This window comes from Acinetobacter rathckeae (assembly GCF_015627125.1).
Lineage (GTDB): Bacteria > Pseudomonadota > Gammaproteobacteria > Pseudomonadales > Moraxellaceae > Acinetobacter > Acinetobacter rathckeae.
The window spans coordinates 1-25,739 of the sequence record NZ_VTDO01000010.1 but is presented as its reverse complement, the minus strand read 5'-3'; the positions used below and the strand labels follow the sequence as shown (position 1 = coordinate 25,739).

The following is a 25,739-nucleotide window of genomic DNA, read 5'->3' as shown; positions in this document are numbered from 1 at the left end:
ACCATATGAGACTCCTCACGTCAGATGAAATATTCATTATTAAGAGTTTAATCAATATTTCACCGATAAAAATAAATGTTTTAGTACCTTTACCAGAGTGCTATGCAATGCCGTTAAATGATGGTGCGATGGGATCATTTAAAATCATCTATCCGAGCGAAAGTAATTCGAGCGATGGTGTGCTTGTTACAAGTCAAACGCAAATCGACTATTTAGATGAGAATAAACAAGTCAATGTGACGCTATTCATAGATCAACGTGGTATTGCACGAGAAGTTGACAGTTTTGTAGAAGATTTCTCTGCACTCACCAAGCCATTTAATATTAAAAATATTAGAAAAACATATGCTTTAAAGCCTTAATAGAAGTGAGTAATCAGTGGCTTTTAAAGTACATTAATAAAAGAGCCATATCTTGTATTTGATGGTTCAAGAGAGTGAAAGATTTCTTTACATTCTATTTGTTATTACCTACCATGTGAGAATAGTTTGCATTTAAAAAAATAAAACCTTAGAGCAATTTAAAATGAATAAAACGCAACAAGAAAAGTCCCAAAGAAGAGGAATCATATTTTTCAGCATTTTTTTAGTGCTCACCATATATGCTCAAATGATTAATGCTAGTAGTGGTAAATCTTTTGATATAGTGCCAATCTTATGTTGTATGGTTGCAATATTTGTATGCTGTTTTTACTTTAGATTAAAAAATCATTTAGAGAAAATAAGAAAAAATAAATAAAGTCTTATTTAAATTGAATCATGTGAGTTTGATATATGTGGGACAGTGTTTTTGTAGTTTCTGTTTTTGATCACTGGCTTTCAGAAGCAGAGGCTGAGCAGTGTAAATATATGTCTTATGGGCTTTCAGTCGAACAGCATGTACTACAACAATATTTAGTAGGTGAGGCAAAATTTCTAGACTTCTATTTGCCATTGTTTGATGAAAGTTGTGAAAAAGAAAATAAAAAAGTAAATTTTCATGAATATAAAGTAGCCATCATTAATAGTTTACGAGAGCAAAAAATGATGAATATTTGCCTGAGCAATGGCAAATTAAAGTTACAAGGTGGCTTTGATCGAACCGACTATCTCTTTGTAGAAAAGTCTCTTATACCTGAGATAATCAAAAAATTAGAGATCAGTCAGTTGCACATTTTAGAAGTGATAAGCGATCAGGATTATTTGAAAGAGCAGTAATATTCAAATTGATTTTAAAGTAAGTATAAAATAATACCATTCAGAATGGTATTTTAAGAAGATCTTTCGAGTGCAGATTACGCATAATAAAAAAATTTTAATGGATATTACTGTATTGTAAACCTTATTTAGGCATTATGTAAAAGGTGTCCTACGCTTAGCATCGTTTAAACTTAAATGGAGTAAAAGAAGCTTCCCATTTGTAGGGTACTTGGTATAGATACGCTTTAAGTTGCTTTATAGTTTAATAAATATTTTTGAGGTGGTTGCCCCATATATTTATGAAATGCTGTCGAAAAACTATTTGAACTTTGATAACCAACTTCAAAAGCGATTTTTGTAATACTACTGCCTTGTAGTAGTTTTTCAATTGCGATCATCATTCTTAAATGATGACGCCACTGGCTAAATGTAAGCCCTGTTTCTTTTTCAAATAACCGATTAATCGTTCTTAAACTTGAATTAGCTTCCTTAGCAAGTTGATACAAACTGTCTAAGCAACATGGATTATTTTTTAATTTATTTGTAATGTATTTGAGTCTCTTGTCATAACCATCAGAGATATATAAGTTATCTTTTTTTAAATTATCTTTAACCTGATAATGTAATAGTTGGTAAATTAATTCTAGTTGATTGAAAACCTCTAAAGTATATTCTTGGTTTTTCAGTCTCATTATTTCTTCTATTAAAGCATTTGTTAAGTTCGAAAATGTGATTAAACTAACATGAGATAAAGTGCTAGGGTTCTTAGAGTTAAATAGAACTCTTACTATGTTTGCATCTTTAGCATACAGTGCTCTGTGTGGGATTTTAGGGGGGATATAAAGACCAGTCTCAGGCATGACTAACCACCATCCATTTTCAACTTGTACCTTAGATATACCACTTTTGACAATTAATAACTGACTACTATCATGAACATGGTAGGGAATTTCGGCATTTGAGTCGTGTTTAATTTCTGTAATATGCATAAATCAAATGTTGGCAGTTTATCGAACTATTTTGGCACTTTAAAAAAAGAATAAAAGTAAATTTTATTAGAAAATAGGATTACTTATTTACCAATAAAGTGATGAACATGCAACGGAAGCTTCCCATATTTTTAAGTTTTAATGCAGGCTATGTAGATACAGCAAGTTTTTTATCTATTGGTGGCCTATTTGCAGCACATGTTACAGGAAACTTTGTAACTCTGGGGTATTCACTTGTTACTAATACTCAATCCGCTACTTTAGCAAAGTTATTCGCATTACCAATGTTTTGTTTTGCAGTACTTATTAGTAAAGTAATTGATCAGTATTTTTTAAGACATCAAAAATTATCTTATTCATTTCTTTTAAAATTTAAATTTTTCTTGTATCTATTAGCTGCTTTTGTTTCAGAAAAATACATTCCATTTTCCTTAGAGTATTCTTGGCCTGCCTTCACTGTGGGTATGCTTTTAATTTTTAGTATGGGGATACAGAATGCGATTCACCGTTTGTATTGGATAAAAGAAGCTCCAACTACTGTAATGACAGGGTCTACTACACAATTAATGGTTGATTTAGGAAGTATTATTACGAAAGATAAAAGTGTAGATAGGGTAGCAATGACTAATCGTTTTAAGAAAGTACTACCTCAGATTATTAGTTTTACAATAGGTTGTGCTAGTGCTGGACTAATCTATCATTTCTATTTGAAGTTCATCTTATTTATCCCACCAATATTAATGATAGCTATTTATTTTTTTAAAAATGATTATCAATCATAACCTTTGATTTTTTAGGAGCTAGTTTTGTATAAGTCTATATTAGGTTTTTTGACTTATCTATCACATTAATTCATTCATCTGAACATAAAGAGAAGAATGTCAGTATCATTAGCTTTAATGGTGGTTGGAAATTAGCAATATGGGGTGCAGAACAACAAGGCTATTTTAAAAAGTATGGGCTGAGAGTTAATTTCAGGTATTGATCATATGAAATAGCAATGGCTAGTGGTGATCATGTGACTTAAACCCACTTTTTAAATAATGGGATAGTTTTGTTGAAGCTGGTTTAAAGGTTTAGTAAAAGCTGTCCATTATACTATCTAGGATTAATTATCTTAGATAGTATTAGTTTTTTTAACGCAATTTTATTCTATACATTCTTATTTTGAGACATTGAAAGATAATGCAGAATCACAAAGAGTCCGTAAATTATTTGCACCTAAGGGAGCTAGGTGGACTTGGGCTATTAAAAGCTCATTATCATCAAAAACAATTTTCAAAGCATGTACATGAAGAATATTGCATAGGAGTGATTACCCGAGGAGCTCAAGCCTTTTCTAGAAAAGGACAAAATCATATTGCTCCTAAAGGAGATATCATTCTAGTTAATGCTGATGAAGTACATACAGGTTCATCGGCATTATCCTCTGGGTGGAGCTATCGAGCCATTTATCCAACGCCAGAAATGTTAATAGATATTAGCCAAGACTTTTTCTCTAATAAAGGTGAGGCTCCTTGGTTTGAGCAAGCAGTTGTACATGATGAGGGGCTAGCTCGCCAATTATGCCTATTATTTGATTTACTAGAAGAAAAAGATAACTTACTTTTTAAAGAGACAATGTATTTATCAACGATTGCATGCCTAATGGCAAAGCATGGAAGACGCCGAAGAGAAGTATCTGATTTATCAAATGCTCAATCTAGAATATTATTAGTTAAGGACTTTATCTCATCTCATTCCGATGAAAACCTTTCCTTAGATGATCTTGCTACTTTAGCAAATCTTAGCCCTTGGCATTTTCTACGAGAGTTCAAAAAAAATGTAGGATTACCACCTCATGCATGGTTACTCCAAGTTAGACTTATTAAAGCTCAACAACTATTGAAGAAAGGGGAAAAAGTCACATCTGTTGCACTTAAATGTGGATTCTCCGATCAAAGTCATTTTAATCGCCATTTCAAAAAGGCTGTTGGAGTAACTCCATCGCAGTATATAGCAAATATTTTTATTCAATAATAAGCAATATTATACAAGTCTTGGTTCTGATTCATAGACACACTTACTTCCATATATTTTTATTGGATAAACAAAGTGAGTCATGAAAGAACACCCATAAGTATCGAGGAGGAAAAACAGTCCAAATACCTTTTTTATAAAGGTGTTTTAGATATGTTACCTCTTTCAATTTCAGCTATTCCATGGGCTATATTAGCAGGGTCTATGGCTATACATGCTGGACTATCAAATAGTCAGGCTTTGGGTATGTCTATTGTTATGTTTGCTGGAGCAGCCCAGTTAGTAAGCCTAGGACTTGTCATGGCTGGTTCTTCCACCATAAGTATTTTTCTCACTGTATTCTTTATCACTGCACAACATTTCATCTATGCTTTAACACTAAGAAATGACATTAAACATCTTCCCATTAAACACCGATTAAGCCTAGGTTTTTTACTCACTGATGAGCTATTTGCTATAGGATCAGATTCAACCAAAAGAAATTTTTATTATCTTCTTGGCGCTGGATTATGCTTCTATATCTTTTGGATCGCTTTTAGTGCCATGGGCGTTTTCTTAGCATCGACTATTCCAAACCTTCAAAGTTACCACCTTGATTTCTCGATAATAGCAATTTTTATTCCTCTAATTTTAACTCTGATAAAAGATAAATTGACATTCTGCTCAGTACTCTTGACGGCAATATCGATGTTTTTATTAACATTTTTTCATATTCAAGGTGCTCTAATTATTGCTGGTTTATTTGGTATGGTTATAAGCACACTATTAGAAAATTTAAACACTCAGAGGTCTTTTAAATGAATTGGGTTACAATTTTTGGACTTGCTATCATTATTTTTTTTAATAGGTATTTTTTTCTAGAACCAACAATTGCAATAAAAATCCCAAGTTTTTTAGAAAGGATGCTTAAATATGCAGCTCCAAGCCTATTAACTGCAATTTGCATTCCTATAATATTTTTTGATGATCAACATATTTTAAAAGAAATTTCTCTTAATAGTTATTTATACGCTGCTATTTTTTCGATAGTAATTTCGCTCATTATACGTCATATTTTACTTAGTTTGGTTTTAAGCTCAATTTTTTTCTATTGCTTAAACTATGTCATATTTTAAAACTTCACTAATATTTTTAGCCTTATATAAATTAAATGTGTTTATATGATATTGCAATTTTTATTAGTGATAAGGTTGTTAAGACTACCTAATTAGACTGATACCTTTTAGTGATGCGATTCAAGAAAAATTAATGCATTTGGGTATTTGAGGTCAGCTGTGTTATGTATACTTTATATTCAGCTTGACTTTTATATATTGAGTGGGAAATACTCAAATAAAGAATATCATGCTATAAAAATAAGTAAATTATACTCAAACCTAGAGGATCTAATTATGCTGGATATTTCTCAAATACTTGGATTTTCTCTCATATGTTTAATAATGGTAGTGACTCCTGGTCCCAATATGATTTATTTAATTTCACGTAGTATCTGTCAGGGACAATTAGCAGGTTTTATTTCCTTAGCAGGTGTAGCGTGTGGTTTTTTATTTTATATGCTATGTGCATCTTTAGGGTTAACCAAACTAGTTATTGCTGTTCCATATGCTTATGATGCAATTAGAATTGCAGGTGCTGTTTATCTACTTTGGTTAGCATGGCAAGCTATAAGACCAAATGCTCTCCCTCTTTTTCAACTCAAAAAACTACCTAAGGATTCATCGCTTAAATTGTTTTTAATGGGATTTTTGACTAATTTATTGAATCCAAAAATTGCAGTTATGTATCTGTCTCTATTACCGCAATTTCTACACCCTCAGCAAGGAAATATACTTCTACAGTCTATACAATTAGGGAGTCTTCAAGTTCTTATTAGTATTTCAGTTAATAGTTTAATAGTTATTTCTGCAGGAGGAATAGCTGTTTTTTTACAGAAGAAACCTTTTTGGGCACAAATTCAACGTTGGTTAATGAGTACAGTATTGGCAGGATTAGCCTTTCGTATATTATTCGAGAGCAAACGCTAGCACAATCCTAACTCATACCTAAAACATGAAATAAAATTTCTATTAAGTGATTCTTTGGCTATAACTTACATGTGGCAATAAATGTATCAAGAGATATGGTTAGAACAACATTTAAAAGTGTTTTGAGCTATACCGTAAGGTCATCTTCTGATCTTTCTAGTCGGTAGCAAGAGTTTGAATCTGTATTATGTTCGGAAAATTAAGAAACGTAGAATGATATGACGGATACTTTAATTAATAATTTTGATTCCATATGATTTCACTAGTGGGTCAGGTGTAAATTTACATGAAATTGATCCTGAATATTTTGATGATGGCGAAAATATTGATTTTTATGGCATTCTCATCGTTTCTTAAATCCCTTGTTTTAGAAATTAGCCCCACTTTCTAATATATAATTTATCAAGTTACCCCCTATGTATTTTGGAACACACATCAATATAAATAAAAGCGATTTTAAAGTTGCCATAAAACAATAAATTTACAGCATGTTAAAAAAAAGACACATAACCCATTCAGAATGGTATTTTTTAATAAGGTCTTTCGAGTTCAGATCACGCATAATAAAAAAAACTTTTTAATGGATACTTACGTGGATATAGCAGTCATTGGAAGTGGCATGGCGGGACTGGCTACTGCACGAATTTTAAAAGATGCTGGGCATAATATTACCGTATTTGAAGCCCTGCCTGGGCGTGGTATGGACAGTCACAGTATTGAGTTTGATGGTGGAATCGTTGATGCACCGCTACGTGTGATGAACCCTTATTTATGGAAAAATACCTTAAGTTTAGCCACACATTTGGGCATAGACACATTCCCTGTACGAACCTATATGTCGTGCAGTTGGTTGTTTGAGGAAAAAATTGAAACGTGGTTGACCACATCACGTGCACCGATTGGTAATTTTCCAATTATTAATAACCGCAAGGGTTTACAGCAATATGGCGTGCGTTTAGTCAAAGGCATGTTGCAGTTAAAAAGTGCAATTTACCGCTTCTTTAAATCTAAGCGTCAAGACATTACTTTATCTGAATTTATTAATAAAAATGAGATTGAAGAAGTCTTTTGGAATGGTGCAATTATGCCTGTGCTATACACCATTTGTACTTGTAATCCAAAAACCATTGGTGAATGGCCTGCAAAACCGTTATTGATTTTTTTACAACAATTGACCAATGGCGATCAGTTACTGCGTTTACAAGGCGGTGCACCTGCATTTGTCAGTAAACTGATAGAAGGCATACACATTGAAAGTGGTTCTGCCGTGACTAAAGTTGAGTTACAAGGCGAAAAAGTTTATGTGGAAAATGCCGCAGGTGTTCAACAATTATTTGACCGTACCATTGTTGCTACACCAACCAACAAGCTTGAAGACTTTTTAAACTCAGAGCAATTTGCTGATGATCTTGCATTGCTCAAACAGTTTAAATTTGAAGAGGGTGACTTGGTTATACATACTGATGCCACAGTCATGCCACCACGCCGTAAAGATTGGTCAGTACTCAGTTATATGATGGATCGTCCATTTACAAAACAACAGTTTACTGTATGGATGAATGCGATTGAGCCAACACTGGTAGGTAAAGAGGCTGTGTTCCAGACATGGCGACCTGTCATGCCAATTGATCAGAAAAAAATTGTTTCTACTGTGAAGTTGAGCCGTGCTGTAGTGAACTGGCAGACCATTGAGTTAAATGCGGAGTTACAACGCCGTCAAAAAGCGACAGATCGTAAGGTGTATTTCTGTGGTTCATGGTCGTGCGATGGCTTGCCAATTTTAGAGTCTGCTGTGACATCGGCCATGCAGATTGCAAAAAACTTAGGTGCACCACTGCCATTTGTTGGCTTAAAACCTAAAGTTACTGTTGCACCTGAACTCGGTTATTAGCGTGCAAAAAATACCGCAACATCACGGGGCATCACGGCATAAATACGCTGTAGATGCCACTATGTTGGGGGATACGGCTTTATATGCTTGGACAAACTTGGGTTTCTGGCAACCGCAAACACACAGTTATGTGCAAGCATGTGAGCAGTTAGCCACACACTTGGCCGACCAATTACAACTTTGCGCAAATGACCATGTACTTGATTTAGGGTGTGGGCAAGGGGCAAGCCTGTTTTTTTGGCAACAGAATTACGCCGTAAAGCAGATCACGGGCATTGAATTACAAGCAAATTGTGTGGCGCGTCTTCAAAATGTGAGCCATGACATTCAGGTGCACCAAGGTTCTTTCTTAGCATTAGATGGATTAACACAGCAGTACGATGTTATTGTCTGCATAGATGCTTTATATCATAGCTATTTGCCAGATTTTTTTCATGCAATTCGGCACTTAGTGAAGCCAAATACACGAGTAGGTTTTCATTACTTGCTTTTCAATGAACGTTGGCATAACCAAACATGGTTACAGCAAAAAAAATATCAGTACTTGCTTAAATCTGCCAATGTGCAGGTTGCACACCTAGAAACAGTGCAAACATTACAATCAATGGCTCAAGTACAGGGTTATCATCAATTAGAGATACAAAGACTAAGCCAAGAGGTTTTTTTAGGCTTTGCCAATTATGTTGCACAGCAACCCGCAACGCAGTTTACAGGATTGTCAGGTTTTAAAATTAAAATGACTGCGAAGCTGTGCCAAAAGCTATACCAAGATGGTTTACTTGATTATGTACAAGTGACTATGTCTAAAAATTAGATGGTTTGTTTTCTTTTGAACCGAGCAAAAACTCGTTGACCAAACATATTAATGCATAGCCCTAAACCTATGACGACTACGCCAATATATTGTGTGTAAGATAAACGCTCACCTAACACAATAAAGCCGGTAATTAAGCCAACCACAGGAATGAGTAGCGTCAGTGGCGCAACTCGCCATGTTTCATATTTGTTAAGTAGGTAGCCCCACAAGCCATAGCCAACCAATGAACAGACAATAGAGAGATAAAATACTACAAAAATATCTTTGGCTTGAATATGTGCAAGGCTCATGCCGACTTTATCAATGCCATCGAGCCATACAGAACAGAGGAAAAATGGAATAATGGGTACAAGACCTGCCCATACCACTAAAGACAGTGCGTTGACATTGGCATGTTTTAAAATCACTTTATTGCAAATATTACCAATTGCCCAAGAGAGGGCTGCCGCTAAAATAAATAAAAATGGAATCAGAGGCACGTGGCTGTTTATACCTGCTTTGCTGATGGCTAAAATAATGAGTCCCATGCTTGCAACCAACATGCCCATAATATGTTGTATTTTTAATGTTTCTTTTAAAAATAGCACGCCTAATAGGAGTGTGAAAAAGACTTGTGCTTGAGATGCTAAAGAGGCGATACCTGTTGGCATACCTAAATACATGGCAAAAAATAGTAAGCTGAATTGACCAAAACTGATGGCCAAACCATACATTAAAATGAGACGTGTAGGTACAGGTGGGCGTTTAATAAAAAATATGGCAGGAAAGACCACAAAAACAAAGCGTAAGCAGCCTAATAAAAAGGGGGGAATATCTTGAACCCCAAATTTAATCACCACGAAATTGACACCCCATGCCAAAATGACAATACATGCAAGTAAGAAGTCTTTAATGGTCATGAAGGTTACTCTTTATTATTTTTTGTGTTTATAACATGCTAACTCAGGTGTATACAATATAATTTTGAGTTGTCACTTAAATGAGGTTTTTTGTGGTGTGTGTTAGGCAATGAAACTTAGATGGTTACGAGAAATTTTATAAAGACTAGATTCTTTAAAGTTACACTTTGTTGAGACTTGTATTATGTTATTTCTTATTGTTTTTTAAGTAATTTATATTGAAACGAAATCTCATTTTAGGAAAAATACATGCTAAAATCCACTGCTGTATTACTGACTTTAGGGACTTTAAGTCAATTCACATATGCACAAAGTATTTGGCCACCTGCAACAGGTGCAAAAGTTGCAGACAATGCACTAGAGTACCCAACGGTGCTTAAAGCAGAGCAAAAGCCATTGTCTGATTTTTTGAATCATGGGGCGAAGATTGTAAGTACAAATATTGAAGACACAGGCCCAGTATTTACCTTACAACAAGGTAAAAAAGCCTTAATTTGTTTTGTTTATCCTGCAAATTCAAATACAGACCAAAATGTAGCGACGTCTAAATGCTATGGTTTAAACTAATGACTGTAAAGGCAAGCCACACCAGCGTTTAAAGGCTCTACGAAAATTGGTCGGATCATGGATGGCTAAATGGTGAGCAATTTGCTCACTGTTAAACCCATGTACGCGTTGTAATATCATGGCTGTATGTAAGCGGCATTGGTCAACTTGTGCTTGAAAAGATGTGCCGTGCTTTTTAAGTTTGCGTTTGAGCGTGGCACTGCTCATAGAAAAATAAGTTGCCGTGCTGTCTAATGAAACGCCTTGTCCAATATTTTGCATTAAGTACCGGTAGATAGCTTCTAAAAAACTGTGTTGTAGTTGGTATTTTTCAATGTCATGTTGTGCTTGTATATAGCAGGTTGAAGATAGGGTGAAAGAGTGTTGTGGTAGCGGTTTTTGTAAATAATCTATGCTTAGACGCATACAAGAAATGGGTTGCTTAAAGTGTAACTGATCGCCCAAATGACTCCAGTATTGTTCAATATACTCAGGCTCATCGCTATTAAAATCAAATTGCCAAGTGACTTTTTCCGCTAAAATTTCTCTAGATAGTGCTTTAAATGCACTCATACTCATTTCTAATAAAAATAAACCATCGTTGTTACGTGGTACATTTAACCAATAAATAATGATTTCCTGATGGTTTTTCATGATCTTAGGGGTAAGCCATGGGCAAACTAAGGCGTGAAATTCCAAGCAACGATTGAGTGCTTGCTCAAAGTTTTGTGCATATAAAATAGATTTTAAGGCATGGTTAAAAGGGGTGGTTAAACAGCGTCCACCAAATAAAAAGCGAATATCATCACTGTGAAAGTGAGCTTTGGCATTGTTTAATACCGTCATAAACTGTAAGTAAGATATTTTTTTATTGGCAGATAAAATATCTTGCAAAAATAGACCACTACCACTTAAAAGTATGTGGTCATCTAAATGATACTGCCTTGCCAAATCTATGAGTAAAGACAGTTGATGGTGTGCGGGTATAAACGGGTGGTCATGTTCGTAATTCATTGAAGTACCACCTGATGTATAGGGTCATTTTGTTTTGTGTGTTGTAGTTTTTGGTTTAAATGTTTTAAGACCAAATGTGCATTGGCTTGGTCAATTTCACTACAGATAGCATGAACAGCAAGTTCAATTGCTTGAGCTGAATGTTGAGGGTAGTACTGACAAGTTGCGACCAATTTTTTAAGCTGTAAGGTCATTTTTTCGGCCTGTTTTAGGCGTGTTTGTGGTAATAAAATCACAAAACGGTCGCCTGCCAGTCGGCAAACGAGGTCATCTGAGCGTAAGTTCAAGATCAGTGTTTGTGAAATATATTGTAAAATTAAAGAGCCTTCATCAAAGCCATATTTTTTATTGATGGCATCGAACTGTTGCATGTCGATTAAAATCACACAGTGCGGTGCGTTGTCTTTTGAGTTGTCTATGAGTGTATTCAGCTGTGCTTTAAAATAGTTGGCATCAGCAAGTGGGGTCAGTGCATCAAATAAACGATGATCTCGAAAAATGCGTTCAGTCTTGAGCAGTTGTTTAGAAATGGCCAGTTGTTCTTGTTTCCAATACATTAAACCAATGGTGAGTAGGCCAATACCAATCGGAAATGGCACAGACTCTAACCATGCATTCCAATGAATGGTTTTTGGTAAGCGAATAAACTCATCTAAAGTATCTATCCAAAGATGAAAAAAGATAAAACTTAGCCCGAAAAAAATATAATTGGTAACACGGCCTTGAGGTCGGCCTTTTAATAGTAGGGCAATCCAAAGACCAATAAATATAGTTGAACCACCTTCGCCTAAAATATCGACCCAATTCCACTGTGCGAGATGTTTTATTTGACCAAAAGTTAAAAATAATACTAAGCCTAATAAGCATAACAGTGATAAAAGATACACGTAGTAGGTGAACTTTAATGGGCGACTAAGATGAGCGTGCATATTAAAAATAGAGTGTTTTTTTATAGTTAAGCAAATTTATATGACGTTTTTATGGCGTAAGATTTAGTCAAAATAGCTCATTATTTTTTTTAAATTAAGCTTTAGAATGCAATTTATAGCACTTTTTTACAAAAGATTGTGGTTATTAACACTTTTTCTGAGGTCAAATCAGCTCATTTTTTGACAAAAAGTAGACCAAAGTATCCAAAAACATACTTATAAAAAAATACTGTAACAGATCATTAACAATTACAACTTATTGTGCCTACAGCAGACTTAATTTCGCTTGGGGTTTCAGGTAATGCGTCATTCAAAAAAACAAACCGCTTTAAATACATTTCAATTGAGTACATTGGTTTTAGCGTTAATGGCGTTGAATCCAGCACATGCAGCAGACAATGAAGTACAGTCATTAGGTGTTATTCAGGTTACAGGTACCGGGCAAGCTGCCAGTATGAATGCTGCTTTACGTGAGCAACAAAGCTCAGACAGCATTAGTAGTGTGGTGCATGCAGATGGTATTGGTCAACTGCCAGATGACAATGCCGCAGAAGCATTACAGCGTTTGCCAGGGGTATCTGTTGAACGAGATCAGGGCGAAGGGCGTTTTGTAACAGTGCGTGGTTTAAGTGCCGACTTAAATGCCGTCACTATTAATGGCACATTAGTACCTGCACCTGAAAGTAATCGCCGTGGTGTGGCTTTAGATGTTTTACCTTCTGAGCTGGTACAGTCTTTGGCGGTGGTTAAAACACTTACGCCAGATTTAGATGCCAACTCTTTAGGTGGTACAGTACAAGTGAATAGCTTGTCTGCATTTGACCATAAAGGTTTATTTTATACGGGCACAGCTGAAGGCAGCTATAACAGCTTACGTGATAAATATAGCCCTAAATTTTCAGGTGCAATTAGTAACCGTTTTAGCATTTTAGGCGGTGAGGATAATTTTGGTGTGGCGGCTGCACTGAGTTACCAAAACCGTAAGTTTGGTTCAGACAATGTTGAAACTGAAGGTGAGTGGACAGGTCAAGGCATTAACAAAATTTCTATGCGTTACTATGATATTGCTCGTGAGCGTTTAGGTGCAGGGTTAAATTTTGACTGGCGTACCGACTCAGGACAATACTATTTAAAAACGCTTTACAGCCGTTTTGATGATACCGAATCACGCTATGCACGTAATGTGAAGTTTGATAGTCCATGTGTTGTAAATCAGGCATGTACAGGTAAAGTGACGCGTGCTTTAAAGGCACGTGAAGAAGATCAAAGCATACAATCATATGTACTTGGTGGTAAGCAACAGCTTGGTATGTGGGTGGTTGAAGGTCAACTGGGTTATAGCGAAGCAGAAGAAAATGACCCACAAGGTTTGTCGGGTGCAGAGTACACAGGCAAGTTTAAAGGGTTAAGTTATTCAGACACTGAACGCCCAGTATTTACATCAAGTGCGAGTGATTTAAATAACCCGAAAAACTTTACTTTAAATAGTATTAAGCAAAAGCAAGCACTGACAAAAGACACCGAGAAAAATATTAAGCTCGACTTTAGCCGTGACTATAGCTTAGCTGAGTATGCAGCACAGTTTAAGTTTGGTGGTAAGATCAGCCATCGTCAAAAAACCAATGATCAAAATGAGTGGGTGTATAAAAAGAATTTAGCAAATGCGGGTAGTAATGACTTCTATGGCGATGCAGATTACAGCCTAGCCAGTTTCGGCCCATTTATTGATGAAACGGCGGCTAAAAATCACTTGGTTGGTTTAGACCCAAATAAAAACATTGACTTAGAAGCATCTACTGTTAATGATTTTAACAGCAAAGAAAATATTAATGCTTTATATTTCATGAACACTGTAGATATAGACAAGCTACGTGTGATTGCAGGTTTACGTTTTGAAGGCACAAAAAAGACCTCTCAAGGCTATGGTTATATTGATACCAAAATATCGCCAACATCGCACAAGCAAGATTATAACAACTGGCTACCAAATTTAACTTTGCGTTATGAGCTAGATAAAAACACCCTACTTCGTGCAGCCTATACCAGTACTGTGGTACGTCCAACGTTTGCTCAATCTTCACCAGGAATGTACGTGAGCAATACCGACTTAGAAGCAGAGTTTGGTAACCCCGATTTAAAAGCACTGACATCACAGAACTTTGATTTAAGTGCAGAGCATTACTTTGGTACAGCAGGTACGTTATCTGCCAATGTGTTCTATAAAAAAATTAAAAACTTTGTCTACAAAACAGACCTTTCAGGTCAGGGGCGATGGGCAGATTTTGATACAGCCACAACCTATAAAAATGGTGATCAAGCGAAAATTTATGGCTTAGAGCTGGCGTATTCACAAAAAATGGATCAACTACCTGCACCGTGGAATGGTTTAGTGTGGGGTTTAAATACAACACTGAGCCACTCAGATGCTACCGTGTCAGATACCTATACCACACGCCATATTCGTTTCCCAAGCCAGTCGAACTTTGTGGGTAATGCATTGTTGGGTTGGGAGGGTGAGCGAGCAGGTGTGAAAGTGTCTGCCAATTATAAGTCAGCGAATGTGTATCAAATTACAGATGTGAGCCAGCCTGCCTTAGATATTTACAATGACAAGCAGTTCTTTGTCGATGTTAGCAGCTACTACAACATCACCAAACAGCTCAAATTAAAGTTTGATGTGGGTAATGTCACCAATCAGGCGTACTACGCATATACGGGTTCAAAGTCGATGAATGCACAGTATGAAACTTATGGGCCAACGTATAAATTGGCACTGACATTCACACATTTTTAATGTAATTGACGGTTAAAAAATATGTTTAAAACAACGATATTAATCAGTAGCATGGCACTGGTGTTGGTCGCATGTGGCAAGCCTGCTGAAAATAAGGCATCTGTAGCTTCTGCTAGCCAAGTGCAAAGTAGTAGCACTGCACTTCAGTTTAACACTCTTGCAGACAATGACTTTAAAGTTGAAGCAGTTCAGCATCTTGCTGTAGCTGCATGGCCTGAAGCATTTGTAATTCAAAGCAGTAAAAACCAAGGTTTACGCATTTTAGATCAGCAAAATAAAGTGCTGACTCAACTTGAAGGGAAGTTTGGTGCGGTGGGGTATCGTGTTTTAGATGCATCACAGATCTTAGTGCAAGTGGTTGATTTAAAAAACCAACAAGCCATGACCAGTACGTTTAACTTTAAAACAAATACATGGTCAAAAATGACGGCATTGCCTAAAACCACCTTTAAAATAGAAACACTGTGTTTGTATGAAAATGAAAGTAAAGACATCTTTTCTTTCCTCATTGGTGAGCAAGGGCAAGGTGAGCAGTGGATTATTGGTCAACATGGAGAGACCGTTGTTGCTCCTAAATTGGTACGCCAGTTAAACCTACCTGTGGGCAGTAGTTCGTGTGCAGTTGATCAGCAAAAAAGCAAACTGCTGATCAATGAAGAAGGCATTGGTGTATGGCAGTATCCTGCCGACCCTGAGCAACCGTTTACACGCCAAATTGTTGACCTAGTACAGCCATATGGTCAGATACAAGGTACACCTGCGGGTATGGCTTTACTTGGAAAAAGTGCCTTTGTTTTAGATGAAAAGGCTCATTTGCTTTACCAATACGAGCAAAAAGGCAAAGCTTGGACATATTTAAAAACATGGTCTTTGCCAGATATGAAAAAACCTGAGCAATTACAGGTATGGTCAGAGCAAGGGCAAGTCAAATTTTTAGTGAATGACAACCATCAATTAAAAATGGCCAGCCTTTCTGAAAAGGAAGCCAATATTGAGCCAATCACTACTCAAGTGGCAATTACAGATGTGGTGACGGTGCAACCAGAAATACAAACGGTGACTGTGCCACATACAGGCGATGCGGCCGATGACCCCGCGATTTGGCATAATTTGAAAAACCCGAGCCAATCTAGAGTATTAGGTACGGATAAACTCGGTGGCTTACAAGTCTATGACTTGCAAGGTAAAGAGACCCAGTACCTGCCTGTAGGTCGTTTAAATAATGTCGATGTCCGCTCGAACTTTATGTGGGGAAATGAGCGTGTAGATGTGGCGATTGCAACCAATCGTGATCAAAACAGCTTACATGTATTTGCCATTGATCAAAGCACGGGCAAGGTGTCTGTACTGGGTGAAGTTGCGACCAGTCTAAAAGATATTTACGGGATTTGTTTATACCAAAACCGTGACAAAGACATTTTTGCTATTCCAAATGATAAAGATGGTACATTTGTACAATATCAAATCACAGGCAAAAATAAACAGTTACAAGGTACTGAAGTCAAGCGTTTTGCAGTAAAAACTCAACCTGAAGGCTGTGTGGTAGATGACCTCAACGATCGTATTTTTCTGGGTGAAGAAGATCACGCTGTGTGGAGTATGAGCCTGCTTGCAAACAATGACGCATTGCAAAAAGTGATTGCAGTGGGTGAGCATGGTGTGAAAGATGACATTGAAGGTATGGGTATCTACCAAGGTAAGAACCATAGCTATTTGGTGTTCTCAAGCCAAGGCAATGACAGCTATGTAGTGGTTGATGCGACTGCACCTTACCAATACCGTGGTCGTTTTAAAGTGGGTATGAACCTTGCGAAAAACATTGATGCCATTTCTGAAACAGATGGTTTAGAAGTGAGTAGTTTTGCAATGGGTGGTGTATGGAAGCAAGGCATGTTTGTGGCACAAGATGGTCATAAGCGTATGCCTGAAGGCAACCAAAATTTTAAATATGTACCATGGACAAGTATTGCTCAGGCACTAAAACTGCCAGAGTAGGCATAAAAAAAGACCATCAATTGGGGTTGATGGTCTATAAAAATACGTTGGTGCCGACACTCGGATTCGAACTGAGGACCTACTGATTACAAGTCAGTTGCTCTACCAACTGAGCTATGTCGGCAACGTGGTGGCAATTCTATACAGTTTTTAAAAAAGGTCAAGCCAAAAAATAACCATTTAGCATATTTAAGTTTTACCCTTGCCAATACAACTGTTGATTCATACCTATTGTGGTTTGATGGTTGTGTTGGTTTTTTATTTTAACTGAATGATTTTAAAATATTTTAATTTCATGAAATTGTCATAATTTTATCAAGGTCTTGTCATATTTAATTCATAGAATTTGCACCATTAAATATGTCATGGTGAAAATAATGCGTAGCTGGAGTGAAACAAAAAAAGCAAAACCACATATCGAATTGATTCCAATGATTGATGTGATGATGTTCTTATTGGTTTTTTTTGTACTCATTAGTTTAAATGTTATTCCATCACAAGGGCTCAAAACACAACTGCCTTCAGCAACCACTTCACAAGCATTAAAACCACAAACAAAAGCTATTGTGACTTTATTGGCAGACCAAATTCAGCTCGATGGTCAAAATACCAGCATCGATCAACTCGTTCAGTCACTGAAATCACAACAACAAGCAGGTAAAAGCATTGCTGTGATTATTAATAGCGATAAGGGTGTTGCAGTAGAGCAATTGGTGAGTGTAATGGACCGTTTACGTGCAGATGGTTTTACCTCGGTGTCATTGGCCACACGGAAAGTCTAGTATGAGTATGTATGTTGTTTATCAGCATCGAAAGGCTTTAAGTTGGTGTCCTGCGGTGTTTATGGGGGCATATTTGCTCTTTTTGACGCAACCAGATGTGTTGAAAATCGAACCAAAATATGATGAAAAGCCCATCGAAATTACTTTGGCTGCACCACCAGAGCCAGTTGTTACACCGCCAACACCAGTAGTGCAGGCCACACCAGAACCAGAAGCTCCGCCTGAAGATGCAATTATTGAAGAAAAACTAAAGCCAAAACCTAAAGTAGTGGAGCAGGTGAAACCAAAACCTGAACCAAAAGTGAAACCTATAGAAAAGGTTGAACCCAAAAAGGTTGAGGCAAAAGTGAATGAAACGCAAAAAGCACCTGTTACTGAAGCAAAAGTCACTGAAAAAGTGATTGAAAATCCAGTAGAAAAACCTGCACCTGTCGCAGAAAAAGTGCAAGAAGCACCTAAAGCCAAAGCTGAGCCTGTTGTTGCAGAACAACCAAAACCTGCAAGCACAGGAAGCCATTCGGCGGAAGCAAGTTATTTAAATAAAGTCAGAGCTGCGGTTGAGCAACAAAAACGTTACCCAACAGGGCGAGAAGCATCGCTTGAGCGACCAGAAGGTAATGTGGAAGTGTGGTTGCAAATTGACCGTAGTGGCAAGGTCTTAGACTCAGGCATTGCTTCAAAATCTAAGAGTATGTTGCTTAACCGTGTCGCACTTTCAAGTTTACAAGCCATTAAGCAAGTTGAGCCATTTCCTGAAGATGCCTTTTCAGGCGAAAGCCAAAAACGATTTGTTGCCACATTAAATTATACAGCACCGTAGTTTAACTACAGGGGAAAGAAATGAAAACGTTTGAGAAAAAATTACTGTCAGTTTCTGTACTGTCTATACTCTTATCTGCAACTGCACACGCCCAAAGTGTCGATGTGGGTGTAGTTTCTGTACAAGGCCAAGCGTTAGGTGGCGGTCTGATGGTACAAGAAGACACACCAAAAGCTCGTTCAGTGGTGACCAGTGAAGCTTTGAGTAATAATCCAAGTGCAGGCAATGCTTTAGATAAAATTGCGAAAGTACCTGGCTTGCAAATGAGTAGTACTGACTCATCGGGCATAAGTGGCTTGAATTACACCATGCGTGGTATGGGGGCAGATCAAATTGGTTTATCTGCCGATGGTATTCCTTTAAATGACTCTGGAAACTATGCGGTGTATCCAAACCTTTTAGGTGACTCGGAAAACATCAGTCAAGTGTTTGTGACCCAAGGTTCGGCAGAAGTAGACGGCCCGCATATTGGTTCGAGTGGCGGTAATATTGGTTTAAGTACCAAACGTCCAGATAAAAATGCAGGTTTATTTGTAGAGCAAAAATTTGGTAGTAATGACCTGAAAAAAACCTTTGCTCGTATTGAAACAGGCCAAATAGGTAACTTTAGTGCATGGTTGTCTGCATCACATACAGAGGCCAATAAATGGAAAGGCCAAGGCGACTTAGAAGGCAATAAAGTCGAAGCCAATGCATTTTATAAAGCAGACAATGGCAATACCAGTAGTTTGATTGTGAAATATAACAAACAAGATAACTATGGTTATGCAACAATTACGAAAGCTGCTTATGATGCAGCACCAGATGCAACGGGTAGTAACGGTCACAAAGCAGATTTTCCAGCAGATCGATACCAAAATGCACGGAATCCATTTGAAAACTTAAATGTATCATTTACGCAAGATTTGATTTTAAGTGACAGCTTTAAAGCAACCATTCAGCCGTATTATTACTGGGGTAATGGTGGTGGCTCTAATGGTACGAGCAATTTGTCAAAATCATCGAGTAAATCGGGTATTTATGACTTAAGCAATTTGTCTGCAACGACAGCATTTTATCGTCCATCTATGACGCAAACATGGCGTCCTGGTGTAACGGTGAAAGCCAAATGGGACATTAACGACCAACATAGCCTATCTACAGGCTATTGGTATGAGCGTGCACGTCAACGTCAAACACAGCCGTATATTACAACCAGTACAACATCAGGCCCTGCAGATACTTGGGCAGAGTCAAATCAGTTTATAGATGCTAAAGGTCAAGTGGTCCAAGGACGTAATCAATTTACCATTACACCTGCACAACGTGTATGGTTACAAGATGCTTGGTATGTTTCACCGAAAGTGACATTGTTAGGTGGCTTAGCGTGGGAAAGTGTTGAACGTAAAGGTAACAATTTAGGTAGTCTTTCTGCCAAAGCTGAAACAAAGCAGGCCAAATACAATGAGCTATTGCCGAATTTTAGCGCCAAATATCAGCTTAATGATCAAAATCAGTTCTTCTATAACCTCTCTAAAAACATGCGTGCACCACAAAACTATGTGCTGTATAACGTAGGCGACTCAATTAATTTAAAACCAGAGTTAAGCTTAAACCAAGAGCTTGGCTGGCGTTATCAAACCCAAGACATGTTGCTAAGTGCAACAGCATATAATATGCATTACAAAAACCGCCAAATTTCAAGCCAAGACCCGAGCGGTGATTATGTCATGGTGAATGCAGGTAAAGTGGATAGCCGTGGTGTAGAGCTCGAGTGGAGCGGCAACTTACCGTACAACATGAACTATTACACGTCATATAGTTACACTGATTCTAAACAAAAAGGCAATGCATTAAATAAAGGCGTGTATTTACCAACCGTGGGTAAACAAACGCCAAATACATCTAAAAATGTCTTTAGCGCAGGTATTGGCTATGACAACCGTACATGGTCTTGGAACTTTAGCGGTAACTACACAGGGCCATTTTATGGTGACTTGACTAACGATGAAAAAATTGCAGGTCGTACCACATTTGACTTCTCGGCAGGTGTACATGTGCCAGTCAAAGGTAACTTTGTAAAAGATGTGACGTTAAGTTTTGGTGTGAACAATATGTTTGATAAAGAATATTTAGCATCGGCAAAAACAGTACAAATAAATTCAAAAACAGTAGGCACAGCGACAGGTTCAGCACCACTTTATAATATTGGTGAAGAGCGTACGTTTGTGATCTCTCTATCTGCAAAACTTTAAGGGTGAACCAATATGAATGCTGAATTAGTTCATAGTATTATTTTTTACATGATGTATGCCTGCTTAGCGGTGCTATGTGTGATTTTTATTGAACGTGTGATTTATTTGACATGGACACAAAAGCAAACCAAAAAGCTAAATGAACAACTGAAACAACATCATGCACTCGATGAAAAGCAGATTGAGAAAAAAGACAAAAACCCTGCCTACTTATTGGTTGAGCCATTGTTAGTCAGTGGTTTAACTGAAAATGAGCGTAACGATGCCATTGAACAACAGTACATTGAAAGCAAAGCGGCTTTAAATAAAGGTATTTGGGTGTTAGAAACCATTGTTGCTGCCGCACCATTGTTAGGTTTATTGGGTACAATTTTAGGTATTGTAGATACATTCCAAGCCTTGGCAGCATCTGGTGTGTCTGATGCCAGTAAGGTCTCAGGGGGTATGGGTACGGCGTTATATGCTACAGGGTTGGGGATTGCCATTGCGCTTGTAGCATTGGTTGCTAATAACTTCTTAGGTAACCGTATTGAACGTATTAATGAGTTGTCTAAAGTATTACTCATTAACACAGGTAAGAGTAAAGTGGTGAAAGCGTCAGATTGGAAAGCACAATCGACTGAAGAAAACCGTTATGCTTAATGTTAAACTGCCCAAACAATTCGCTTGTTTGGGCATTTTTTTGACTTCTCTGAGTGTATCTTATACCGCTCATGCTCAAGGTTCATCTGACTTTGAGCTGGTGGTAAATATTCCAACAGAAACCACTTTACAGCACCCTGCATTGCAAGATGCACAAACCACTTGGCAACAGTTGTTTGATGGGGCAACATCTGAAATAGAGATTGCACAATTTTATGTGTCGAGCTTGCCAGATACTGCACTTGATGCTGTGTTGCAGTCTTTAAAAAGAGCGGGGCAACGGGGTGTGAAAATACGTTTCTTACTTGACCAAAAAGGGCTCAGTCTATCTAATCCAGACACCATTCAATATATTCAGCATATTCCAAATCTTGAATGGAAGGTGATGGATTTCTCTAAAATAGACAATGGCATTATTCACGCGAAATACTTGATTGTTGATGGCCGAGTGGCGTTTGTGGGCAGTCAAAATTTTGACTGGCGAGCCTTAAAGCATATTCATGAAACAGGGCTAAAAATACAAGATGCTCAGGTGGTTGGGCAAATGAAACAGATTTTCCAAACCGATTGGAATAATCAAACCCGTTTAGGAAAACAACAAAGCATTCCACATGTTACGCAACATAAAACACCGCCACAGGTCATGCAAGGTGATTATTTATTGGCGAGTCCACCGGAGGTGACCCCTGCCAATATTTATACCGTCGTAGACAACTTTCCGAAACTGATTGCCAGTGCGCAGTCAAATATTAATATTCAAGTCATGCAGTATTCACCACTGAGTTATGCCGAAGGTAAGGGCAAGCGTGTATTTTATGACTTTATTGAACGTAGTTTAAGAGAAGCGGCTGCACGTGGCGTAAAGATTAATTTAATGATTGCAGACTGGAATATTCGGTATCCAGATATTCTTTGGATTAAAAGCCTAGCACTTGTACCCAATATCAACATTAAAATTGTGACCATTCCTAAAAGTAAAGATGGCTTTATTCCCTATGCTCGGGTGATTCATAGTAAGTATATGACTATAGACCATAAAACAGCATGGGTGGGGACATCAAATTGGAGTGGTGGCTACTTTGAGCAGTCTCGTAATTTAGAGATTGTGTTAAATAATAATGCGGATATTACCCAAAATTTAGACCGCTTGTATGATGATTTATGGCAAAGTGAGTATGCACATGCAGTAGATGTGAATATGCCTTATAAAGTCGTCAACCCTGCCAAAGAGTAAATATATGCACTATTTGAATTGTCGTAATCTTTTAGCAGTTTTTACCTTGAGTAGTGTGCTGACAAGTTGTTTTGTTGTGCCTAAAACATTGCCAAAGCGACAAATTTTGTGGGATATTGTGAGTAATCGCTGTGAAACGAGCCGAGATGACACCCATGCGTGTTTGGTGGTGAATAGACCATCAGGTTACGTAGTGTTAAGAGATCGGCATGGGCCTGTACAAACCTTGATTATTCCAACTGCTAAAATTACAGGCATTGAAGACTCACAGCTTTTACAACCTACTGCCAAAAATTATTTTAATGATGCATGGGTACAACGGCATATTTTAGATACACAAAATAAAAAAGCCATTGAACCACGTTATTTATCTTTTTCAGTCAATTCAGCATATGGGCGTACCCAAGACCAGTTACATATACACTCTTCTTGCTTAAGCAAAGCAGTCTATGTACAACTTGAACACGAACGGCCAAGTATTACAACTCACTGGCAAGCCTTACCTAATAAAATTTTAGGGCATACTTATTTAGCAAAGAAAATCACATTGGCAGAGCTCAATACCACAAGCCCATTTCACATATTGTCTGATTATTTACAGAAAACTAAGGCAGGTCACATGGCAGAATATGGTTTAGCCATGGTGTCTGCAACAGATACAGACATGATACTCCTTGCGACCAAGCTTGATTTAACTGAGAAAAATTTAGGTAGTATTGAAGAAATACAAGATACGTTTTGTCAGGTCACACAATAAGAGACAAAACGTATTTGTGCATTGATACGTTTACAAACGCATTTCTATGCCTTGCTCAGCAAGGTATTTTTTTGCTTCAGGAATCGTGTGTTGCCCAAAGTGAAAAATACTGGCTGCAAGCACAGCATCTGCACCACCATGTAAAATGCCATCAGCAAGGTGTTGTAAATTACCTACACCACCTGAAGCAATGGTGGGTACAGAAACACGGTCATTAATGGCACGCATGAGTGCAATGTCATAACCTGCTTTGGTACCGTCTGCGTCCATACTGGTCACCAGTAGCTCGCCTGCACCGTAGTTGGCCATTTTTACTGCCCATTCAATCGCATCTATGCCTGTGGCTTTACGCCCACCGTGAGTGAAAATTTCCCATTTCCCTTCGGCAACTTTTTTGGCATCTATGGCAGCCACAATACACTGTGCCCCAAAACGAGCAGAGGCTTCTTGTACAAATTCTGGATTGGTAATAGTAGCTGAGTTAATGCTGACTTTATCTGCACCTGCATTTAACAATAGGCGAATATCTTCGACTTTACGCACACCACCACCCACTGTTAGTGGTACAAACACTGACTCAGCCATACGTTCTACAGTACGGTAAGTGGTATCTCGACCATGATGGGTTGCAGTAATGTCTAAGAAAGTAATTTCATCTGCACCTTGTTCGTTATAGCGCCGTGCTACTTCTACAGGGTCGCCTGCATCGCGAATGTCTAAAAATTGTACGCCTTTGACCACACGGCCGTTGTCGACATCTAAACAGGGGATAATTCGTTTTGCGAGCATATGGGTGTCCTGCACTGGCTTATAAATAAAGTTTCCGAGATCGGCTATAACTTGTTAAACTTCAGGTATTCTATCAAACTATTTTTGTTTCACGCAGGTTTTCTATGTCTGTTTATACGCCTTTGCAATTAGAAGAAGTTCAACAATTTACCCGTGCATACGGCTTAAACGTGGTTGACCTCGTGCCGATTCAAGGCGGCATCCAAAATACGAACTATTTTATTATCTGCGAAGACCAAAAACAGTATGTGCTCACGGTCTTTGAAAATGAAACAGAGCAAAGTGCGGGCGAGTTAGTGCCTGTATTGCAACAATTAGCACAACATGGTGTACCTGTAGCAGCACCGCTCAGTCATAATGGTAAAGCCATTCACTATATTGTGGGTAAACCTGCTCAAGTTGCACCAAGAGTGTGGGGCCAACACCCAGAACAAACCAATGTGGCACAAGTCAAAGAAATTGCAACGGCACAAGCCAAACTGCATGTGGCTTTACTTGATTTCCCACTCACACGTAGCCACAGCCGTGGTCATGAGTATTGGACCAATATTGGTCAAATGCTACAAAAAGAAGAGATGTCAGCACAAGACGCTGTACTGTTTGACCAAGTATATGGTGTGTTTAGTCAATATCAAGCCAAGTATCCAAACCGTGTGAAAGGCTGGGTCCATTCAGATTTATTTAGAGATAACACATTATTTGAAGGCGACACACTTACGGGCATTTTAGACTTTTTTGAGCTTAATTTTGATGAGTTACTGTTTGATATTGCCATCACCATTAATGAGTTTTGTACCCAATATCCTGAAGTAAGTTTAGATCAAGTACGTGTAGATGCTTACTTACAGGCGTATCAAACTGTGCGAACCATGAGTGCTGATGAGTTGGCATGTTTAGATGTGTATTTAGCCATGTGCGCATGTCGTTTTTGGTTGTTACGTTTAAATGTGGCACGTTTAAACCGCTTAGAAGGGCGTGGCGGTAGTGATGTATTCCAAAAAGACCCTGCTCAAATGCGTGAAATGTTATTAAATCGTTTGGCACGTTTACAACTTGAGTCAACCCATGCGTGATCAGGGACGTTTGGTCGAATGGTTTGATGATCAGGGCTATGGTTTTATTCAGCCAAAAGATACATCGAAAGCCCGTGTATTTTTACACATTAAAGACTTTGCTAAACGTGGCCCACGCCCGATTGTGGGCTGTGCATTAGAATATACTGTGGCTGTAGACGGTAAAGGTCGCTTTGCCGCCAAAAGCGTCGTGTATTTAAATGCTCAACAGACTCGTTCTCAGTCAGCCACATTTGAGCAATTTCCTCAAACCCAGTCATCTAAGCTCGATAAAATGACCATTGCGATTCTTATTTATTGGCTGGTGTTATTT

At 37.8% G+C, this 25,739-nt stretch carries 25 protein-coding genes and 1 tRNA gene; 20 read left to right on the top strand and 6 right to left on the bottom strand.

The window, feature by feature from the left end:
• Window positions 1-5: 5 nt before the first annotated feature.
• Window positions 6-362 (top strand): DUF6984 family protein, encoded by a 357-nt coding sequence (locus I2F31_RS12095; RefSeq protein ID WP_195769754.1) that lies wholly within the window; start codon window positions 6-8, stop codon window positions 360-362.
• 411 nt (window positions 363-773) lie between these two features.
• Window positions 774-1,196, top strand: a complete 423-nt coding sequence (locus I2F31_RS12090; protein WP_195769753.1) for a hypothetical protein — start codon at window positions 774-776, stop codon at window positions 1,194-1,196.
• A gap of 227 nt (window positions 1,197-1,423) precedes the next feature.
• Here the strand turns inward: I2F31_RS12090 and I2F31_RS12085 are convergent, their stop codons facing one another.
• The gene (locus I2F31_RS12085; RefSeq protein WP_195773939.1) at window positions 1,424-2,167 is read right to left on the bottom strand and encodes an AraC family transcriptional regulator; all 744 of its coding nucleotides are present in this window, start codon (window positions 2,165-2,167) and stop codon (window positions 1,424-1,426) included.
• Window positions 2,168-2,274: 107 nt separating this feature from the next.
• On the opposite strand from I2F31_RS12085, the gene I2F31_RS12080 reads away from it, so the two are divergent.
• The 7 genes from I2F31_RS12080 to I2F31_RS12050 all read left to right on the top strand — a co-directional run bounded on the left by I2F31_RS12080 (window position 2,275) and on the right by I2F31_RS12050 (window position 8,915).
• Window positions 2,275-2,949 (top strand): YoaK family protein, encoded by a 675-nt coding sequence (locus I2F31_RS12080; protein ID WP_195769751.1) that lies wholly within the window; start codon window positions 2,275-2,277, stop codon window positions 2,947-2,949.
• Window positions 2,950-3,352: 403 nt separating this feature from the next.
• A complete protein-coding gene (locus I2F31_RS12075; RefSeq protein ID WP_195769750.1) occupies window positions 3,353-4,186 on the top strand; it encodes an AraC family transcriptional regulator in 834 nt (277 codons plus the stop codon).
• 75 nt (window positions 4,187-4,261) lie between these two features.
• On the top strand, window positions 4,262-4,987 hold the full coding sequence (locus I2F31_RS12070) for an AzlC family ABC transporter permease (RefSeq protein ID WP_323127584.1): 726 nt from the start codon (window positions 4,262-4,264) through the stop codon (window positions 4,985-4,987).
• Complete coding sequence (locus tag I2F31_RS12065) at window positions 4,984-5,301, top strand: AzlD domain-containing protein (RefSeq protein ID WP_195769749.1); 318 nt, start codon at window positions 4,984-4,986, stop codon at window positions 5,299-5,301. The genes I2F31_RS12070 and I2F31_RS12065 overlap by 4 nt, the downstream gene beginning before the upstream one ends.
• Before the next feature lie 276 nt (window positions 5,302-5,577).
• The gene (locus I2F31_RS12060) at window positions 5,578-6,210 is read left to right on the top strand and encodes a LysE family translocator (RefSeq protein ID WP_195769748.1); all 633 of its coding nucleotides are present in this window, start codon (window positions 5,578-5,580) and stop codon (window positions 6,208-6,210) included.
• A gap of 592 nt (window positions 6,211-6,802) precedes the next feature.
• Entirely contained in the window at window positions 6,803-8,101 is a 1,299-nt protein-coding gene (locus I2F31_RS12055) for an FAD-dependent oxidoreductase (RefSeq protein WP_195769747.1), read from the top strand.
• A gap of 1 nt (window position 8,102) precedes the next feature.
• Window positions 8,103-8,915, top strand: coding sequence for an SAM-dependent methyltransferase (locus tag I2F31_RS12050; protein ID WP_323127583.1), 813 nt, complete (start codon window positions 8,103-8,105; stop codon window positions 8,913-8,915).
• Here the strand turns inward: I2F31_RS12050 and I2F31_RS12045 are convergent.
• Complete coding sequence (locus I2F31_RS12045; protein WP_195769746.1) at window positions 8,912-9,817, bottom strand: EamA family transporter; 906 nt, start codon at window positions 9,815-9,817, stop codon at window positions 8,912-8,914. The genes I2F31_RS12050 and I2F31_RS12045 overlap by 4 nt on opposite strands.
• A 249-nt stretch (window positions 9,818-10,066) precedes the next feature.
• On the opposite strand from I2F31_RS12045, the gene I2F31_RS12040 reads away from it, so the two are divergent.
• Window positions 10,067-10,384 carry a hypothetical protein gene (locus I2F31_RS12040; RefSeq protein WP_195769745.1) on the top strand — a complete coding sequence of 106 codons (318 nt, stop codon included), beginning with the start codon at window positions 10,067-10,069 and terminating at the stop codon, window positions 10,382-10,384.
• Here I2F31_RS12040 and I2F31_RS12035 read toward each other — a convergent pair.
• Together I2F31_RS12035 and I2F31_RS12030 are read right to left on the bottom strand one after the other, a co-directional pair.
• Window positions 10,376-11,377, bottom strand: a complete 1,002-nt coding sequence (locus I2F31_RS12035; protein WP_195769744.1) for an AraC family transcriptional regulator — start codon at window positions 11,375-11,377, stop codon at window positions 10,376-10,378. The two genes, I2F31_RS12040 and I2F31_RS12035, sit on opposite strands and share 9 nt — an antisense overlap.
• Window positions 11,374-12,306 carry a GGDEF domain-containing protein gene (locus I2F31_RS12030; protein WP_195769743.1) on the bottom strand — a complete coding sequence of 311 codons (933 nt, stop codon included), beginning with the start codon at window positions 12,304-12,306 and terminating at the stop codon, window positions 11,374-11,376. Before I2F31_RS12030 ends, I2F31_RS12035 begins: the two co-directional genes overlap by 4 nt.
• A gap of 301 nt (window positions 12,307-12,607) precedes the next feature.
• Here I2F31_RS12030 and I2F31_RS12025 point away from each other — a divergent pair, with 301 nt between their 5' ends.
• Window positions 12,608-15,100 (top strand): TonB-dependent receptor, encoded by a 2,493-nt coding sequence (locus I2F31_RS12025; protein WP_195769742.1) that lies wholly within the window; start codon window positions 12,608-12,610, stop codon window positions 15,098-15,100.
• 21 nt (window positions 15,101-15,121) lie between these two features.
• The gene (locus I2F31_RS12020) at window positions 15,122-17,095 is read left to right on the top strand and encodes a phytase (protein ID WP_195769741.1); all 1,974 of its coding nucleotides are present in this window, start codon (window positions 15,122-15,124) and stop codon (window positions 17,093-17,095) included.
• A 48-nt stretch (window positions 17,096-17,143) separates the two neighbouring features.
• On the opposite strand, the gene I2F31_RS12015 is transcribed toward I2F31_RS12020, so the two are convergent.
• A tRNA-Thr gene (locus tag I2F31_RS12015) sits at window positions 17,144-17,219 on the bottom strand.
• A gap of 253 nt (window positions 17,220-17,472) precedes the next feature.
• On the opposite strand from I2F31_RS12015, the gene I2F31_RS12010 reads away from it, so the two are divergent.
• The 6 genes from I2F31_RS12010 to I2F31_RS11985 are packed head-to-tail and all read left to right on the top strand — an operon-like array spanning window position 17,473 to window position 23,564.
• Complete coding sequence (locus tag I2F31_RS12010; protein WP_195769740.1) at window positions 17,473-17,877, top strand: ExbD/TolR family protein; 405 nt, start codon at window positions 17,473-17,475, stop codon at window positions 17,875-17,877.
• A 1-nt stretch (window position 17,878) separates the two neighbouring features.
• Window positions 17,879-18,697, top strand: coding sequence for an energy transducer TonB (locus tag I2F31_RS12005; RefSeq protein ID WP_228285932.1), 819 nt, complete (start codon window positions 17,879-17,881; stop codon window positions 18,695-18,697).
• Between the two features lie 20 nt (window positions 18,698-18,717).
• Window positions 18,718-20,931 (top strand): TonB-dependent receptor family protein, encoded by a 2,214-nt coding sequence (locus I2F31_RS12000; protein ID WP_195769739.1) that lies wholly within the window; start codon window positions 18,718-18,720, stop codon window positions 20,929-20,931.
• Between the two features lie 12 nt (window positions 20,932-20,943).
• Window positions 20,944-21,573, top strand: coding sequence for a MotA/TolQ/ExbB proton channel family protein (locus tag I2F31_RS11995; RefSeq protein WP_195773938.1), 630 nt, complete (start codon window positions 20,944-20,946; stop codon window positions 21,571-21,573).
• Between the two features lie 40 nt (window positions 21,574-21,613).
• Window positions 21,614-22,807, top strand: a complete 1,194-nt coding sequence (locus I2F31_RS11990) for a phospholipase D-like domain-containing protein (protein ID WP_213014888.1) — start codon at window positions 21,614-21,616, stop codon at window positions 22,805-22,807.
• Window positions 22,808-22,811: 4 nt separating this feature from the next.
• Complete coding sequence (locus I2F31_RS11985; RefSeq protein WP_195769736.1) at window positions 22,812-23,564, top strand: CDP-diacylglycerol diphosphatase; 753 nt, start codon at window positions 22,812-22,814, stop codon at window positions 23,562-23,564.
• Between the two features lie 30 nt (window positions 23,565-23,594).
• On the opposite strand, the gene hisF is transcribed toward I2F31_RS11985, so the two are convergent.
• Window positions 23,595-24,353: an imidazole glycerol phosphate synthase subunit HisF gene (gene hisF / locus I2F31_RS11980; protein ID WP_195769735.1), complete on the bottom strand. Its 759-nt coding sequence runs from the start codon at window positions 24,351-24,353 to the stop codon at window positions 23,595-23,597.
• Window positions 24,354-24,457: 104 nt separating this feature from the next.
• On the opposite strand from hisF, the gene I2F31_RS11975 reads away from it, so the two are divergent.
• Both I2F31_RS11975 and I2F31_RS11970 read left to right on the top strand, forming a co-directional pair.
• Window positions 24,458-25,426 (top strand): homoserine kinase, encoded by a 969-nt coding sequence (locus I2F31_RS11975; protein ID WP_195769734.1) that lies wholly within the window; start codon window positions 24,458-24,460, stop codon window positions 25,424-25,426.
• Window positions 25,419-25,739 (top strand): cold-shock protein (locus I2F31_RS11970; RefSeq protein WP_195773937.1); only part of this gene is annotated, 321 nt, incomplete at its 3' end. The genes I2F31_RS11975 and I2F31_RS11970, both read left to right, overlap by 8 nt.